Origin of the sequence: Pseudooceanicola sp. (genome assembly GCF_041987405.1) — a bacterium.
Lineage (GTDB): Bacteria > Pseudomonadota > Alphaproteobacteria > Rhodobacterales > Rhodobacteraceae > Pseudooceanicola.
The window spans coordinates 710,910-727,837 of sequence record NZ_JBHIWR010000001.1 but is presented as its reverse complement, the minus strand read 5'-3'; the positions used below and the strand labels follow the sequence as shown (position 1 = coordinate 727,837).

Below are 16,928 nucleotides of genomic sequence, written 5' to 3'. Positions count from 1 at the left end.
ATTTTTGGTTTTCGGCAGGTGCCCGAGACCATGGTGTATCGTCGTAAGTCTACCGGGCGCGGCGTCCGGTCCACGCGCAGCCCTTCCTTGATGTCCAGGCTGCGTGAAACCTATGAGCCAGTGGTGGGCCACCGTGCCAAAGGAACGCCGTCCCGCCCCAGGCCCTTTGTCTCACAGCATCATCTGATAGCTGGACGGGACATAGCGGAAGCGGCCGTCGCCGCGGTCCTCGACATAGCCGACAGCGGGGAAGGGCATGTGGTAGCCGATGAAGGGCACGCGATCCGCAGCCAGCATACCCAGCACCTTCTTCCGCGTTTCCGCAGCCTGGGCCTTGTCGGCGTCAAAGCGCACCTCCCACTCCGGATAGGCCAGCGACCAGACGTAGTGGTTTGCCGTGTCGGCAAAGACCAGCAGCTGCTTGCCGCCGGACTCCAGCATATAGGTCATGTGGCCTGGCGTGTGTCCGTAGGCGGCCATCCCGGTAATGCCCGACACCACGCTGTCGCCATCCCCGATGAAGGTCATCTTGTCGGCCAGCGGGCGCACCTTGGCCTCGAACCCCTCGTTCGATTGCCCGGCCCAGTGGTCGTATTCGGTCTGGCCGGTGACGTAGCGTGCATTGGCATAGGTCGGCGCGCCGGAGGCATCGGTCAGCCCGCCGATGTGATCGCCATGCATGTGGGTCAGCACGACGATGGTCACGTCATCGGCCGAATATCCGGCCTGTTCCAGCGCGGGCAGGGTGCCTTCGGCGTTCAGACCGGTGTCGAACAGAACCACGTCATCCCCGGCCTTGACGACCGTCGGCGTGAAGAAGAACTGCGTCTTGTCGGCCGGGATGAAGTTGGCTTCGCTGACCTCCGCGAATTCTTCGGGCGGAACGTTCATGCCGAAAGTGCCTTGCGGGTCCTCGACGGTGCGGGTGCCCGCGAGAAGGGTGGACACTTCTAAATCGCCCAGCATGAAGCCGCGTTTTTTGGCGTTTTCGCTCATCATGGTCTGCGCCAGGGCGGGGCCCGAAGCGGTGGCGAGGGCACCGGCGAAAGGCAGCGTTGCTCCGGCGGCGAGCGCACTGCGGCGTGTTATCAGTTTCATGAGGATCCTCCCAGATCGATTATGGTGGGGGGAGGTTAGACCGAATTCCGCGCCCTTCCAGTCATCTGTCCGTGAACTGCGGGCGGTCCTTCCCGGCCATCAACGCGTGGCGCTTCTGGCCCGGGCCAGGACGCCTGCGATACCGACCGACAGGGCAAACAGGATCGCGACGACGCAGACGATGGTCGGACCGGTCGGCGTGTCCAGAACGTAGGAGGCCCGAAGTCCGCCAAGGACCGAGGCTGCGGCAATGCCGACCGCGTACAGGGCCATCATCTCGGGCGTGCGGCTGAAGGGGCGGGCGGCCGCGGCGGGAATGATCAGCATCGCAGTGATGAGCAGCGCGCCCACCACCTTGATCGCCACGGCGACGACAATGGCGAGCGCGAGTGTCAGCACCAGTTCTTCCCGCTTGGGGTCCACGCCTTCGGCGAAGGCCAGATCGGGGTTCAGAGTGGCGGTCAGAAGGGCGCTCCATCGCCAGATGATCAGACCCAGTACAAGCGCCGCGCCGCCCCAGATCACGGCCAGGTCCGCAGGGACCACGGCCAGGATATCCCCGAAGAGATAGGCCATAAGGTCGATCCGCACGCCTGACAGGAACGATGCCGCGACGAGGCCGAAGGCCAGCGCCGAATGCGCCAGAACGCCCAGCATCGTGTCCATGGCAAAACCTCGACCGCTGAGCGCTGACACCGTCAGGGCCATGACCAGCGATACCGCCAGCACGCCGCCGAAGACCGAGGCGGAGAACGTCAGCGACAGGGCAACCCCGAGGATTGCCGCATGGGCCGTGGCATCCCCGAAATAGGCCATTCGCCGCCAGACCACGAAACAGCCAAGCGGCGCTGCCGCGATGGCCAGCCCCAGGCCCGCCAGCGTGGCGCGCACCATGAAATCGTCAAGCAGGCTCATTCCGCGGCCTCGTTCGAGTGGTCATGCCCATGATCATGTTCGTGATTATGGTCATGGTGGTGGGTGTAGAGCGCCATCGTGCCCTTGGTCCCGGCTCCGAAGAGCGCGCGGTACTCGGGCGCGGAGGCCACATGGCTCGGTTCCCCCTGACAGCAGATATGCGCGTTCAGGCAGATGACCCGATCGCTGGCGCTCATCACCACGTGCAGATCGTGACTGACCATCAACACGCCGCAGTTGGTCTCCTGCCGGACGGCTTCGATCCTCTCGTAGAAAGCGGCGGTGCCCGGTTGGTCCAGCCCCTGGGTCGCTTCGTCCAGAACCAGAAGCTGAGGGTTGGACAGAAGCGCGCGCGCCAGCATCACACGCTGGAACTGCCCGCCGGAGAGCACGTTCATCTGTCTGTCCGCCAAATCCTCGATCCCGGCCTTGGCCATGGCATCGCGGATCGCCGCCTGACCGACATTGCGGCGCAGGCGGAGCAGCCGGGACACCGTGATCGGCAGGGTCGGGTCAAGGTGCACGCGCTGCGGAACATAGCCGATGCGCAGGCCTTTTTGGCGCGTCACGGCTCCGCTGGTCGGTTTGAGCGATCCGATAAGGACCCGCAGCATGGTTGACTTGCCGGAGCCATTCGGTCCGACGATGGTGACGATCTCGCCCGCGTCCACATTGACGGAAACGCGGTCGAGGACGGTCGCGTCACCAAAACGGACAGACACATCATTAAATTCGAACAGGCTCATGCTGGGGTTCCGGCCTCCCGGCAGTCGGGGCAAACTCCGATCGCCTCTACGGTCGTTTGTTCGATTTGGAAACCGACATCTCTGGCTGCACTGCCCAACAGCCCTCGGGACGGGGCCGGGGTCGTCTCTGCAACGGAGTCGCAGACCCGGCAGATGAGGAAGGCCGGAAAGTGATCTTCATTCGGATCGGCACAGGCGATGAAAGCATTCAGACGTTCGATCCTGTGCGCGAACCCGTATCTCACAAGGAAATCAAGGCAGCGGTACGCAACAGGGGGCTGCGCGGCATGTCCTTCCTGCTTCAGTCGCTCCAGGATCTCGTAGGCGCCCAGGGCACGATGTTCCTCCAGCAGGATCTCAAGCACACGGCGCCGAACCGGTGTGAACCGCAGCTTGTGAGTCTCGCAATAGTCTTCGGCGGCCGAAATGGCCTGGTGAACGCATGCTGCGTGATCATGCGGTGCAAATCCTGCTGCTTCCATGGGAGCCTCCGGCTTGGGTGCTTGAACTGTAATAAAGTAGCATGTACTTGTCCACTGGCGTTACAACATAACAAAGGTATTCCGATGCGCAAAAGCATGATCCTGGGAACGGTCTCCGTGATGGGCCTTGTCGGCGCGGCGCGCGCTGATGTGCCGTTGGTCGTCACCGACATTCCGCCCGTTCACTCTCTGGTGTCCATGGTCATGGAGGGCGTCGGCACGCCTGACCTGATCGTTCAGCCCGGCGCGTCACCGCACGGCTATTCGATGCGCCCCTCAGAGGCACGAGCGCTGGACAGGGCGGACGTCGTGTTCTGGATGGGCGAGGGGTTGGCGCCATGGCTGGCCAACTCGATCGACGCTCTGGCCAGCGACGCACACGTGATCGAACTGGCTGAGGTCGAGGGGGCGATCGCGCTCGAATTCCGTGAAGGTGCGACCTTTGAAGGGCATGCCCACGATCATGACGATCATGCTCACGAGGATCACGAAGACCATGATCACGCCGAGGATGAGGATCACGATCACGAAGACCATGAAGACGATCATGCGCACGAGGATGGTCACGAGGGTCATGAGGAAAACCATGATCATGATGAAGACCACGCCCATGCGGACGAGCATGACGATCACCACCGCGAAGGCCATGATCCCCATGCCTGGCTCGACCCAGAAAACGGCCGTGTCTGGCTTGACGTGATCGCCGCCGAACTCTCCGAACACGACCCCGACAACGCGGCGACCTACAAGGCCAATGCCGAAAAGGGCAAAGCGGAGCTGGCCACACTGATCACCGAAATCTCGGCGCAGCTGGACCCGGTGCGGGGCGCCAACTTTGTCGTTTTCCACGACGCCTATCAGTATTTCGAGAACCGGTTCGATTTCCGGGCGGCAGGCTCGATCACTTTAGGGGATGCGTCAGACCCGAGCCCGGCCCGGATCGAAGAGATCCACGACAAGGTCAAGGGGCTTGAGATCACCTGCGCCTTCTCCGAACCGCAGTTCAACCCGAACCTGATCCGCACTGTGTTCCAGGGGACCGATGCCAAGGCCGGTGTCATGGATCCGCTTGGGATCGACCTGGCACTGGGGGCGGATCTCTACCCCAGTATGTTGCGCAATCTCGCCAACAGCCTCGTCGACTGTCTGAAGTAGCATGATCTCGCGGGCCGGTGTTTCCCACTGGCCCGCAGACCAAAACCCCGGCTTGATCGCGACATCGCCGGTCCCCGGCGGCCGAAATTCAGTCTCCAAACTCTCACTAGGTCGCTTCACCGCAGGGGAGGTTCACGGGGCAGGGGCCGCGGCTGGACAGGAGCCATATGCAAATGTAGCGTTTCCCTAGGGTAAATTCATTCAGATGCATTTTCGAGAATTTCGAAAAGGGGCGCTTATTTCATGAGCCGATTTGGCACGACCACCGCGAACTGGCTGGGTATTTTCGGCCTCTGTCTGGCCGTCAATGGCATGGCCGCCAAAGCGTTGGCCAGTGACGAGGCCTGGAGCTTTTCCACGGATCGGCAGGATCAGGTCGGCACCATCATTCCCGGTGGTCCCGCAGGCAAGGCCATTTCGCTCAGCTGTATCCAGTCCGGCCTCAAGGTGGCCGACTATACCGGTCGTGCGGACATTCGCGAACACCGGGCGGACGAGCTGGTTCTATATGTGACCCGGTCTTATGTCGGGTCCAACGGTCGCGCCGTCGGGGCGGAGGCCCCGGTCAAGTTCACACTCGATGGCAAGGAGGTGGTGACACTCAATCTAGTTCGGGTGCGGCCCGAAAACAGGCTCATGACCAGAGTGCCGCGCTTCGGGTCCTTGCTCGATCAGATCGCGGCGGCCGAGACTTTCTCGATCACAGGCGACAAGCGGACCGAGGAAATCCCCGTCGCGGGGTTCGCGGCTGCGCTGGCCGAACTGCGCGCCTATTGCGCCGCCAAGGACGACCCCGCCCCGGTCGTGGCGGAGCAGCCCGCCAGTGACACCAGCACGGCGGAGGCAGAACCCGGAACCACAGGCGCGCGTCGGTCCGATCCCCCCGCGCCCGCTTCATCCGAGCGCGCCGAAACCAGGCCTCGTTTGCGAGAAGGCCCGACGCCGGATCCGTCCGCGCGATGGAGTTTCGATGTCAGGTCCAGGAATTGGCAGGGGCGCATGCGTCCGAATGCCGGTGCGGCGCAAGGGGCGATGTCGCTGGTCTGTTTACGGCCGGGAATTGCCTTCGCCGACTACAACAACCTCGGCGGCGTTTCCATCCAGGAACACGGGCCAGATGAATTCGTCCTCTACATCACCCGGTCATCCGTCGGATCAAATGGCCGCGCTGTAGGGGAGGTCGCGCCGGTTACCCTCTGGATTGACGGAAAAGAGGACGCGACCCTCGATCTGGTGCGCGTTGCGCCGGAGAATGTGCTATCGATCAATCTGCCGCGCGATCATGACCTCTGGGCCCGGATTGCAAAGGCCGACACCTTCGAGATCTCCGGCGACAAGACCAAAATGCAAATCCCTGTCAGCGGTTTTGCAGAGGCCACGGCACAATTGAGCGAGTTTTGCAGTACCCCGCCGACGCCAGAAGGGCAGGCGGAGCCCGATCCCGATCCGGTGATGACATGGCATGGAGAGATTGCCTGTGCGGGCCTGTCCGACGGCGAAGCCAGGCTGAGTATCACCGAGACATCGCCGGAGCGGTACGACGCCACGCTGTTGATCGGACATGACGCCAGCCTAGTGCGCGGGACACCGTACTTCACCCTGAAAGGCCAGACACAGGATGACCAGATCCGCTTTGTCATCGAAGACGCCCGTGGCGGCCGCCCCCCGCTGCGGCGGATCGACCCCTTCGTGTTTACTCCCGCTACCGGTCAGGCGAGGTTCGACGGCGGAGGGGCCTGTACTGACATGGGGCTCACCCCGCTGACCGCGGCATCGCCGCGATTGGTGCCGACCACCCGCCTCGACGGGACGCAAGGCGCCTTTGACCGCGCGGCGGACAAGGACGCGAAGTGCAAGTTGGTGATCGATTGGGTAAACCGCGTGTCCCGGGAATACTCCGACCCCGCAGACAGCCGCCGTCCGGGCAATGCAAAAACCGCGTGGAAGCAGGTGAAGCTCCTCGCCGACGCGGGTTTTGTTCCGGTGTTCGGTAAGCCGTTCGATCAGCTGAGCGATGAGGATCGACGCGGCCTGTCGGATTTTGTCCGCCGACAATGCTTTTCGGATCTGATCTATCGAGAACAACTGGGCCTCTGGGGGGAGAGCATCGACAACGCCATGCGGGACGGCTCGCTCCGCATGGGACGGATGAACCGGATGGGGCACTCGGCCACCGTCCTGGCCGTCCGCAAGATCCGGGAGGTGCACCATGTCTTGGCCGCGCTTGATGCGCCCTCGTCACGGAAGGGGACCGAGGCCGACGACACATTGGCCAGGCTCATCGCCACCCGGGCGCAGATTGACCGGTCGCCTGAGCTATTGTGGCCGAGCGAACGGGCGGACCAGGTGGCCCGGCTGGATGCGGCGATCGCGGATCAGGCGCTTGGCATGGCCGCAGCGCTGCTGGACGCGTCACGCCAGATAGACGACCCCCTGAAACGCCTCGCCGCCATAACGTCGCTGCAGGACCGCCTGCGAGGGGACCTGGGAGACTGGATGGCGGATAGTGCCCGCGTGGAACAGCAGGCGGTCGTTCTTCGGGAACGGCGCGACGTGCTGGCCGATGTGACACGACCAGAGATCGAGGCGGCGAAAGCCAGCGGTTCCAGCCTTGCGGAGGCGCGCGCCCTCTATCATCGCGAGCCTAAGGGCACACTGGCCGACCTGCTGACCCCGGCGGAGCAGCAGGCGCTGTCCGACCAGTTCCGAGAGGAAGCAGAGGTGCGGCTTGTCGGCAATGTTGCGGAATGGCAATCAGACCTCGACCGGGCCACAAGAGCGGCGCGCCTGCAGGATCAGCTGGCTGCAGGGGCGGAGTGGATGCAGTCCTTCGAGAAGGCGTTTTCCGGGCTGGAGGCATCCCCCACGGTCGCGGGTGAGCGGCAGGCGTTTCTCGACACCCGGTCCGACCTGCTGGCGGAGGCATTCGAAGACTTCCAGTCAGAGGTGAATGCCGCACGGGACGAGGACGAAGTGCGCGACCTTCTGTCGGCTTACCTTGGTTGGCAGGGTGACCGGACCTTGCCTGACTCGCTGCCCTATCGGTTCGTGGCCGCCATGGCCGCGATGCGCCTGGGCGCTGAGGCCGAGGTCGTGGCGACCTTTGACGGCGACCGGCCCTGGCAGGGTGCCATCCCAATTGCGCGGTTCGGTCAGAGCCTGGTTGACCCGTTCGCCGGGCGTCCGGGCCATTCTGCCGCCGACGCCGCGATCAAGACCTTGGTTGCCCAGGAAATTGAAAGGGTCGCCGATGCGGAGCTGGAGAGATTTTCAGAACGGACCCGCGACCGCCAAGACACCTGGGCGACCGTCGATAATCTGTCCTCCGCCCGCGCGGAAATCGCCGCCTTGCCCCAGTCCGAGGCTTTCGCAACATACGCGCGGATCATTGAAGATAAGCTGGACGATGTGTTCGATACGCTTGAGGCGCATACCATCGACGATTTGCAGGCGTCCGGTGAAACCCATGTAGACGTCCAGGCCCTTTTCGCTGCCAGCCGAAAGGCCGAGGCGCAGTTCATGGCGAATGGCCAGGGCACCCGGGCCGAGGCCATCCACGCCGCTGCCGTCGCGCGCGCAGGCACTATCCTGCGTCAGGACCTGCCCAGGTATGCAGAGGAGATCGGCGCGATCGAACCGGACTACGCCACCGCAGAAGATCTCGAAGCCGCCGCGGACGAGTTCGAGCGATCCACCGATCTGCATGAGGGATTCGCCGCTTTCGCCCGGCAGGCGAGAGAACGTGCGCAGGCCATGTCAGATGCCCTCTGCGCCGCCGCGCATTCTGACGCTGACCTGTCAGACAGACTGTCGGACATCCCGATCCTTGTCGCCGACACGCCGATGCCCGCAGGCGATTTCATCTGCCAGCTTGATCGCCTCGGGCATGACGTGCGCGAATTTGCATCTCCGGGCTCCCTGGCCTCTGACGACGGCGTGACCTTCAAGGTCGCACAGCGCGAGGACGGTCCCTTCGATTTCGCGGTTCTGCGCAAGGTCGAGGCAGTGCCCGGCCAGTTGGTTTTGGTCGGCGCGGAATTTGGCGACGCCGTGCAGCGCGCGCCCGTCGGCCTGGACGACTGGGAGGGCTACACATCCCGGTTGATGGGCCTTTCATCCGGCATCTCGTCAGACCTCATGGGCGACCGCGCCCTCTTCGCGCGCCTGCGCGGGGCAACGGTCTGGATCTTGTTCCCGGGTGTCGGCTCCGGCACCGGCTCTTTCATCGGGCCGACAACGATCCTGACCAATGCGCATGTCGTTGAATCGCGGGATCGCAACGGCCAACCGAACGGTGTCCTGCGAGAGGGCTTTGCCATGAGCCCGACCATCGGCCTGAAGCGGATCACCGTCCGGGCCAGCGCTGACAGGTCGCACGACGTGGACGCCGCCGTGGTCGAGATCGAAGGCTATGTCCACGACGAGTTCCTGCCCTTTGCGCAGAGTGTCAGCCTGGACGAAGGCATTGCCTCCGCCGGATTTCCTGGCCGGGGGCAGCGGGCATTCGATGCCAAGGCAAACGCCGTGACGGATGCCCTGCGCCGGGGGCAGCTTCCCTCGGCCTCCGAGGCGCCGCAGGCAATCATGATCGACGGTCTGGTGAGCAATCTCGTTGTTGATCGAAGGACCGGCAACACCGACATCCTTCACACCATGCAGACCTCGCAAGGGGCCAGCGGATCGGCCATCGTCAATGACTGCGGGCAGATCGTCGGCATTGTCCGCGCCGGTCTGGGGAAGGGCGAGATCGCCTATGGCGTCGGGGTCTCGCATCCGCATATCGAAGCGTTTCTGGATGCCAATGAAATCGGCTACGTCAAGGCGGAGCAGGTTTGTGGGAACGCCGGGTGACGGCCTGAAGGCGACTGGCCGGGCCTAGCCGTCCCGGGCACTGCGCAGAAAGTCGATCATCGCCCGGACCTTGCCGGGCACATAGCTGCGGCTCGGGTAGACCAGCCAGGCAGCAGTGTCGAAGGTCGTGGCCGTCACCTCCCATCCTTCGAGACAGTGGATCAGCCGTCCCGCCGCCAGGTCGTCGTTGATCAGCCAGTCGGGCAACAGCGCGGGACCGAGCGCGGCCAGTGCCGCGTCGCGAAGCGCGCCGGAGGGGGACAGGACAATGTCCCCCGCGACCGGCTGATCCGTGATATCGCCCTGCGCATCCCGGAACAGCCAGCGGGAGCGGAAGTCGCGAAAGGGAAACAGGATCGCGCGGTGGTTCTGCATATCCTCGGGCCGCAACAGGGGCGCGGACTTGGCCAGATACGCGGGCGCGGCGACGACGCTGTATCGGGTGTCCATCAGCTTGCTCACCACATAGTCGCCCTGCACCTCAGGGGCGAGGCGGATGGCCAGGTCGATCCGCTCTGCCACGAGGTCGATGTTGGTGTCGGAAAACACGCCCTCGATCCCGACCTCCGGATAGACGGCCCGGAACGCCGCAAGCCGGGGAACGATGAACTGCTGACCGAAGGTCGCCGAGGCCGACAGCCGGAGGGTGCCGCGCGGCTCTGACTGCATGGCGCGGGCGTCTTCGCGGGCGCGCTCCAGCTCCTCGCTCAGCGGGGCAATCCGCGCGAGATACAGCGCACCCGCCTCGGTCAGTTCCATCCGCCGCGTCGTGCGCGAAAAGAGGCGCAGCCCCAGTTCCGTCTCTATCCCGGCTACCAGCCGCCCGATGGAGGACGGATCGACCCCATGCTGACGCGCCACCGCGGCAAAGCTACCAAGCCGGGCGATCTCCTGGATCAGGGTTAGGTCGTTCAGGTTCATTCGTGCAGAATCCGCATGAGTATGTGGATCAAAGCATAATTTATTGCGGGGAATCTAGCTAATAAACCTGACTCATTCGAAATTCTCACCAAGGAGGCAAAAATGCCTGACTTCACCCTACATACCCCCGACACGGCCCCTGAGGGGTCGAAAACCACCTTGGAGGCGGTCACGACGGCCTGGGGCTTTACCCCTAACATGCATGCGACGATGGCGGAAAGCCCGGCGGTCCTTGTCGGGTACGAAACGCTATGGGCGCAGATCGGCGCCTCCACCCTGACGCCCGTGGAACAGCAGGTCGCCTATCAGGCGGTAAACGTGATGCACGGCTGCGGCTATTGCACCATGGGGCACACCTACCTGTCCGCCCAGGTCGGCATGGATGACGCAACGAGTACGGCCCTGCGCGCAGGCCAGGCGCCTGCCGACCCGCGCCTTGCCGCGCTTTGGACCTTCACCCGCCGCGTGGCCGAGGCCCGGGGCGAGGCGTCCGACGCGGTGCCTGCCTTCCTGGCCGCGGGATTCACCCGGGCGCAGGTGCTCGACGTCGTTGCGGTGATCGCGACCAAGGTACTGGCGAACTACACCGCCGCCCTGACCGGCCTGCCGGACGAGGAGTTCATGTCCGACCCCGCGCTGGCCTGGACCCCGTCGATGGCAACCGCCGCCGAATGACCCTGACAGACGGGGCGGTACGCCTCGGCTTTTCACGGAGGAATACCATGATTTTCAAGAACACGTCGGTGATTGTCACCGGTGCCAGCCGGGGCATCGGCGAAGCCACGGCCCGGCATTTCGCGACGCTCGGGGCCCATGTCGTCCTGGCCGCGCGCGACGCGCGGCGGATCGAAGGGATCGTCGCGGACCTGGAGGCGCAGGGCCTGTCGGCCTGCGCCTGGCCAACGGATGTCGCCGACGCCGGGCAGGTCAAATCCCTTGTCGAGGCCACCTTGGAGGAGACGGGGCGCCTGGACCTGCTGGTGAACAACGCGGGCCTCATCGACCCGATCGCGCGCCTCGGCGACAGCGACCCCGAGGACTGGGGGCGGATCGTGGATGTGAACCTCAAGGGCGTCTACCACGGCCTGCGCTACGCGATACCCGCGATGGCGGCGCAGGGCGGGGGGACCATCGTGAATATCTCGTCCGGCGCCGCGACTTCCGCGCTGGAGGGGTGGAGCCATTACTGCGCCACCAAGGCCGCGGTCCTCTCGCTCACCCGCGTGGTCGACAAGGAATATCGCTCGCAGGGTGTCCGCGTCATCGGGCTGAGCCCCGGCACCGTCGCCACCGGGATGCAGGAGCAGATCCGCGCCTCCGGCATCAACCCCGTCAGCCGGTTGGACTGGTCGGCCCATATCCCGGCAGATTGGGTCGCCCAGGCGATCGCTTGGCTGACCCGTGACGCGGCTGATGCCTACCTCGGCACCGATTTCTCGTTGAAGACCGGGGAGGGGCGGCGACTGGTCGGCTTGCCAGCAGCGTGACTTTGCCGTCGGCCCAATCGACCCGAAGTCGGATGGACAATCCGTAGCGAGGTCTCGGCCAGACTGATGTCTGCAAATAGGTTGGGCGCCCGCAGTTTGCAGGCGCCCGACCGTTTCATAAAGACCGCGTCAGGCTAGCAGGCCGCTGTCGCCCAGGGAAAGGCCGATCAGCACCGGATCGTGGTCGGACGAGCGGAATGGATCCGCGTTGTAGAGGTCATCGACCTGATCGGCGGGCATGTAGTTGGTGTTGTAGTCCAGTACGGCGGCTTCGGTGGCATTGATGTGCCATTCCCGCGCCCCGGTCACCTGCGCCGCGAGAGAGCTGTTGGCCAGCGCATAGTCCAGCGTGCCGAAGGTCTGCGTCTGCGGTGCCCTGTCCAGATCGACGGGGAAGCCAAAGGACAGAACGAACTCGTCCTCCTCCAGGAACTGCTTCACCAGGTTCTGATAGCCCTGATCCTCCAGATGGGTGATCGGGTCCTCCTTGGCATAGGCGTTCAGGTCGCCAAGGATCAGAACGTCGCTGTCCCCCGACCCCGTGGGATCGCTGTCCAGCCAAGCGTCCAGCGCCTGCGCCGCCTGCAGCCGCGCCTCGTTGTTGTTCCCGGTGCCGTCGCCATTGCCCGCATTGTCGCCAAAGGGGCTGACCGACCCCTTCGATTTAAAGTGGTTGATCGAGACGGTGAGGGTCTCGCCGCTGGCGATCTCCTCAAACGTTGCGGCCAGGGGCGCGCGGCTGGTGCCGGGGCCATCGAACACCGGGTTGCCGGGATCGACACCCAGCCCGGCCAGGCCCGCATCGGTCAGCGTGGCGATGGTGGTGCCCTCGGCAATCCGCACCGTATTGGCGTCGTAGATCATGCCGACCATGATCGCATCCCCGCCCAGATAGGGCGTGCCGGGGTCGACGAACTGATAATCCGCGCCGGGCAGGGCCTGGTTCAACGCGTCGGTGATATAGCCGATGGCAAATTCGCCATCGCCGTTCTGATCCCCGATTTCGTTCTCCACTTCGAGCAGGCCGATGATGTCCGCATTCATCCCGCTCAGCGCCGCGATCAGCTTGTCGACCTGACGCTCCAGTTCCGCCAGATTGTCCGCGCCGCGCACCTCCAACCCGTCCGGCCCCGCCGTCAGCCCTTCGTCCCCGAGCGAGGTGAAGAAGTTCAGAACGTTGAACGACGCCACGGTCAGCGACCCGCCGACATCCGGCGCCTCGGTTCCCGAGGGACGGGCATAGCTGTCGACGAAGTCCGGCGTTTCGGTCGGGTTCAGGCGATAGATCTCGTCCCCGTCTCCGCCGGACCCGCGCGAATAGCGCAGCACCCCGGTCAGGTCCGACACCGTATCCCCGGCGCTCAGCGCATCTTCGGCGTCGAACTCCCCTGCAATACGTCCGGTCTCGCCTGCGATTTCAAAGGGGATCACCGACGGGTTCTGCACCGTTGACCCGTCATCCACGATCAGCGTGTTTCTCACCTGCTCCTGAATGAAGCCATCAAAGCCCGCCACATCCGGCGCGTTCGCCTGGGTGTAGGTCTCCGACAGGCCCAGGGCGCTAAGCCCCATGTCGCCGAACCGGCCAAGCGTGTAGAGATCGGTGATCGTCATCTCCTGCGGAACGGTGACCAGCATGCCCTCGTAGGCTTCGAGATCCGCGATCAGCGCCCCGTCGGAATTGGTGATGACATTCGCGACCGGGAAGGTGATCGTGGCCGCCGTCGGCAGGGCATTGCCGCTGCTGACGATCTCGACCGAAGTGACCGATCCGATCTGCGTTTCGCCGAAAAACTCGGTCACGGTGCCGGTCACCCGCACCTTGTCGCCCGCTTGCACATCGACCCCGGGCAGCGACCCGTCAAAGACGAATATCCCTTCGGAACTCAGCGCGTTGCCATCGGCATCCGCATCTTCCTCCTGCAGGTAGAAGCCGTTCAGATCCCCGTCGGTCCCGGCCGCACCATCCTGGAAATCGCCGACCACGATGGCCTCGATCGTGACCACCTGACCTTCCAGGGCCGAGGCCGCGCCGGTGCCCTGAACCTCGGAAATCAGCGTGGTTTCGGAAGGGGGCGGAGTATCATCCGACTCCCCGACAAAGAAGTCATCCACCTGCCAGAGCGAGGTCGTGCCGCCCTCGGTGCCCGAGGCCTCGTAGCGGAAGGCGAATGTCACCGTATCGCTGGTGATGCCCGACAGGTCGATCTCGCCCGAGGGCGTCTCGGCATAGCCGCCATCCGAGGCGGTGTAGGGCAGTTCGGTCCAGGTGGCTGCGGTCGGATCGCCGGAGCCGGAATAATCCGTGGAATAGAGGAAGGTGACCTCCGGATCCTCGGTGCCGCCGTCGTCAAAGTTCTTGGCCGTGACAAACTTCGCGACCGGCGCGCTCAACCCCGAGATGTCGAGAAGTGGCGAGATCAGCCAGTCATCTGCCGCCTCGCCGTCGTCAAACCCGTTGACCTCGGCAAATCCGTCGCCGCTGAAACTGTCGTCGTACCAGGTGCTGTCCGTGTCGCCATCGACAGAGTAGGCCTGCCACCCCTGCGTCGCAAAGGCGGTTTCAAAGTCGAAACTGTAGGGGGCAGGGGTGCTGGAGACACCCCCGTCGTTGGCTGCCCCGCGCGTGTCTGCCTCCGGCTCGCGCCAGGTATCCCCGGCCTCGTCGCGCTGAAGGGAGTGGCCCACAGGCGTGCTGCCTGTCTCCGCCACGCCGATGTCGGTGGAGGTCATCCCCGCCGCCGTGCCGCCGGTCGCCGCGAAGGAGCCCTCGTAGGAGAGGAACTCGACAACCGCGCCGTCATTGACCAGCGCCAAACCATCCGGCGCACCGTTCTGCAGCCCGTTCTCCGGCAGTTCGATCAGGTAGTAATCATACCCGCCGCTGCTGGTCGTCGGCAGCGCGGGCAGGGCGATCGTGTCATACGCCGCTCCGTTCGACCCGTTGTAAAGTTCTACCGAGGCGCCCGTGACATCCCCGCCTTCGATCACGCGGATCTCGATGAACTCGCCGACATCCCCGCCCGCGTTGTCGTAGTGGATTTCGTTGATCCGCCCGGCAAAGGGCACACCGGCGGCGATGTTCGCCGTACCGCGCGTCTCGGCCTCCGGCGCGCGCCAGGTATCCCCGGCCTCGTCCCGCTGCAGCGAGAAGCCCACATCGGTGCTGCTGCTTTCGGCCACCCCGATATCGGTGGAGGTCATCCCGTCCGCCGTACCGCCAGCCGCCTCGAAGGTCCCCTCGTAGGAGAGGAATTCTATGACCTCGCCATCGTTGATCAGCGCCATCCCGTCCGGCGCGCCGTTCTGCAGCCCGTTTTCCGGCAGTTCGATCAGGTAATAATCGTACCCGCCGCTGCTGCTAGCCGGACCCTCAGGCAACTCCAGCGTGTTGTAGAGCGACCCGTTCGACCCGTTGTAAAGCTCCACGGTGGTGCCGGAGACATCGGTGCCTTCGGCCACCCGAACCTCGATGAACTCGCCGACGTCGGTTCCCGCGTTGTCATAGTGGACCTCGTTGATCCGGCCTTCGAACGGCGGCTCGTAATCGTTGTTCAGCCCGCGCGTATCGCTCTCGGTCACGCTCCATGTGTTGCCGTCCTCGGCGCGCTCCAGCGAGGCACCAACAGGGGTCGAACTTGTCTCCGCGACCCCGATATCGGTGGAGGTCAGCCCGGCGGCCGGTCCTTCCGTGGCGGTCAGCACGCCTTCGTAGGACAGGAACTCCAGCACAGTGCCGCCCAAGACCAGCGCCAAACCGTCAGGCGCGCCATTCTGGATGCCGTTGCTGGGCAGGTCGATGTGGTAATAATCGTAGCCATTGCTGGTGCTGCCGGGGGCGGTCGGAAGGGTTTCGGTCCGGTAGACCGTGCCGTTGGAGCCGTTGTAGAAGACCACCTCCAGGCCGGAGGCATCCTGGCCCTCGCCGACGCGCACCTCGACAAACTCGCCCGTATCGGTGCCCTCGTTGTCGTAGTGCACTTCGTTGATCCGGGCGTCGATCTCGATGACATCGGCGACGGTCACCTCGATCGCCTGGCTGTCCCGCCCGCCTTGGCCGTCGGCGACGGTCACCGTCACTTCATAGACGTTGTCGCCATTCGCATCCGTCGGCGCCTCGAAATCCGGGGCGGTGACAAAGGCCAACGCGCCGGTTCCCGCGTCGATCATGAAGGCGCCCGCATCGGCGCCGGAGAGCGAATAGACAAAGGTGGTGCCATCGACATCGCTGGCGGAGATGCCCGCAGGCACCTCTGTCGTATTCTCGTCGATCGTGACGGAAGGGGCCGCGGTCAGGACCGGATCGTCATTCGTCCCCTCGATGGTGACGGTGACCGTAGCGGTCACGGTGCTGCCCTGACCATCAGTCACGTCATAGGTGAAACTGTCGGTCGTGCTTTCGCCCGAAGCCAGCGCATCGAACAGCGCCCCGGGGTCATAAGTCACAGTGGTGCCGTCAAAGCTGACACTCGCCCCGGCTGCGCTGGTGCCCGCGACAGCGGTCAGGGACAGCGCGTCGCCGTCGAAATCCACATCATTGGCCAGCAGCTCCGCTGCCCCGATGGTCAGGGCGGTGTTTTCCTCGGTGCTCACTTCGTCGTCGTTGGCAAAGACCGCGTTATTGGTGCCGTCGAGGTAGTAGAGGAAATTGTCGAACTGGATCGCCTCGACAGATTTCAACGTGGTCTGCCCGTCCTCCGAGGTCAGGCGCACCTGCCGCCCATGCCAGGGTGTGATCTGGTAATCCAGGACCGATCCATCGGCCAGGGCGGTATCGAACCCGCGCCCGCCATCGACCCGGTCCCTGCCGCCGCTGAGGCCGATCACATCGTCCCCCCGGCCCGCGTTGATCGTGTCATTGGCGTCGCCGCCCAGAATGGTGTCGTCGCCCCAGCCCCCGAAGGCCTTCAGCGACCCGGACCCCGCGACGATCTCGTCATCGCCGAACCCGCCAAAGACGGTCGCGCGCCCTCCGACGGTGATCAGATCATCCCCTGGCCCCGCGTGAACCAGGGCGCGGTTGGCGCCGGTTGCGATCTCGTCGTCCCACCAGCTGCCGATGTGAATATCTAGCGATTTAAGCCGGAAATCGAAGCCGCCGAACAAAGATTTTTGCGCGAACGGAAAGCTGAATTTTGTCTGAAAGCCCACTGACTAACCCTCTCATAAATGGTCACCCAACACCTTCCATGACTATGTTACAGCTTTGCGATCCCGTCACTTGATCCAGAAAAAATGCGCAGCATTCCGCCACGGTAGGCGCATCGGAAGTA

At 64.3% G+C, this 16,928-nt stretch carries 10 protein-coding genes; 4 read left to right on the top strand and 6 right to left on the bottom strand.

Going from position 1 to position 16,928, the window contains the following annotated elements; genetic code table 11:
- Positions 1-171: 171 nt before the first annotated feature.
- From ACFC2Y_RS03420 to ACFC2Y_RS03405, 4 genes are all read right to left on the bottom strand, one after another.
- Positions 172-1,098, bottom strand: coding sequence for an MBL fold metallo-hydrolase (locus ACFC2Y_RS03420; RefSeq protein WP_375173648.1), 927 nt, complete (start codon positions 1,096-1,098; stop codon positions 172-174).
- Between the two features lie 99 nt (positions 1,099-1,197).
- Entirely contained in the window at positions 1,198-2,013 is an 816-nt protein-coding gene (locus tag ACFC2Y_RS03415) for a metal ABC transporter permease (RefSeq protein WP_375173647.1), read from the bottom strand.
- Positions 2,010-2,759, bottom strand: coding sequence for an ATP-binding cassette domain-containing protein (locus ACFC2Y_RS03410; protein ID WP_375173646.1), 750 nt, complete (start codon positions 2,757-2,759; stop codon positions 2,010-2,012). The genes ACFC2Y_RS03415 and ACFC2Y_RS03410 overlap by 4 nt, the downstream gene beginning before the upstream one ends.
- Positions 2,756-3,241, bottom strand: a complete 486-nt coding sequence (locus ACFC2Y_RS03405) for a Fur family transcriptional regulator (protein WP_375173645.1) — start codon at positions 3,239-3,241, stop codon at positions 2,756-2,758. Before ACFC2Y_RS03405 ends, ACFC2Y_RS03410 begins: the two co-directional genes overlap by 4 nt.
- A gap of 84 nt (positions 3,242-3,325) precedes the next feature.
- Here ACFC2Y_RS03405 and ACFC2Y_RS03400 point away from each other — a divergent pair, with 84 nt between their 5' ends.
- The gene (locus ACFC2Y_RS03400) at positions 3,326-4,396 is read left to right on the top strand and encodes a zinc ABC transporter substrate-binding protein (RefSeq protein WP_375173644.1); all 1,071 of its coding nucleotides are present in this window, start codon (positions 3,326-3,328) and stop codon (positions 4,394-4,396) included.
- Between the two features lie 243 nt (positions 4,397-4,639).
- Positions 4,640-9,247: a trypsin-like peptidase domain-containing protein gene (locus ACFC2Y_RS03395; RefSeq protein WP_375173643.1), complete on the top strand. Its 4,608-nt coding sequence runs from the start codon at positions 4,640-4,642 to the stop codon at positions 9,245-9,247.
- Between the two features lie 24 nt (positions 9,248-9,271).
- Here the strand turns inward: ACFC2Y_RS03395 and ACFC2Y_RS03390 are convergent, their stop codons facing one another.
- Positions 9,272-10,168, bottom strand: coding sequence for a LysR substrate-binding domain-containing protein (locus tag ACFC2Y_RS03390; RefSeq protein ID WP_375173642.1), 897 nt, complete (start codon positions 10,166-10,168; stop codon positions 9,272-9,274).
- Positions 10,169-10,270: 102 nt separating this feature from the next.
- On the opposite strand from ACFC2Y_RS03390, the gene ACFC2Y_RS03385 reads away from it, so the two are divergent.
- A complete protein-coding gene (locus ACFC2Y_RS03385; RefSeq protein WP_375173641.1) occupies positions 10,271-10,843 on the top strand; it encodes a carboxymuconolactone decarboxylase family protein in 573 nt (190 codons plus the stop codon).
- A gap of 47 nt (positions 10,844-10,890) precedes the next feature.
- Entirely contained in the window at positions 10,891-11,655 is a 765-nt protein-coding gene (locus ACFC2Y_RS03380; protein ID WP_375173640.1) for an SDR family oxidoreductase, read from the top strand.
- Between the two features lie 129 nt (positions 11,656-11,784).
- On the opposite strand, the gene ACFC2Y_RS03375 is transcribed toward ACFC2Y_RS03380, so the two are convergent.
- A complete protein-coding gene (locus ACFC2Y_RS03375) occupies positions 11,785-16,761 on the bottom strand; it encodes an ExeM/NucH family extracellular endonuclease (protein WP_375173639.1) in 4,977 nt (1,658 codons plus the stop codon).
- Between the last annotated feature and the right edge of the window lie 167 nt (positions 16,762-16,928).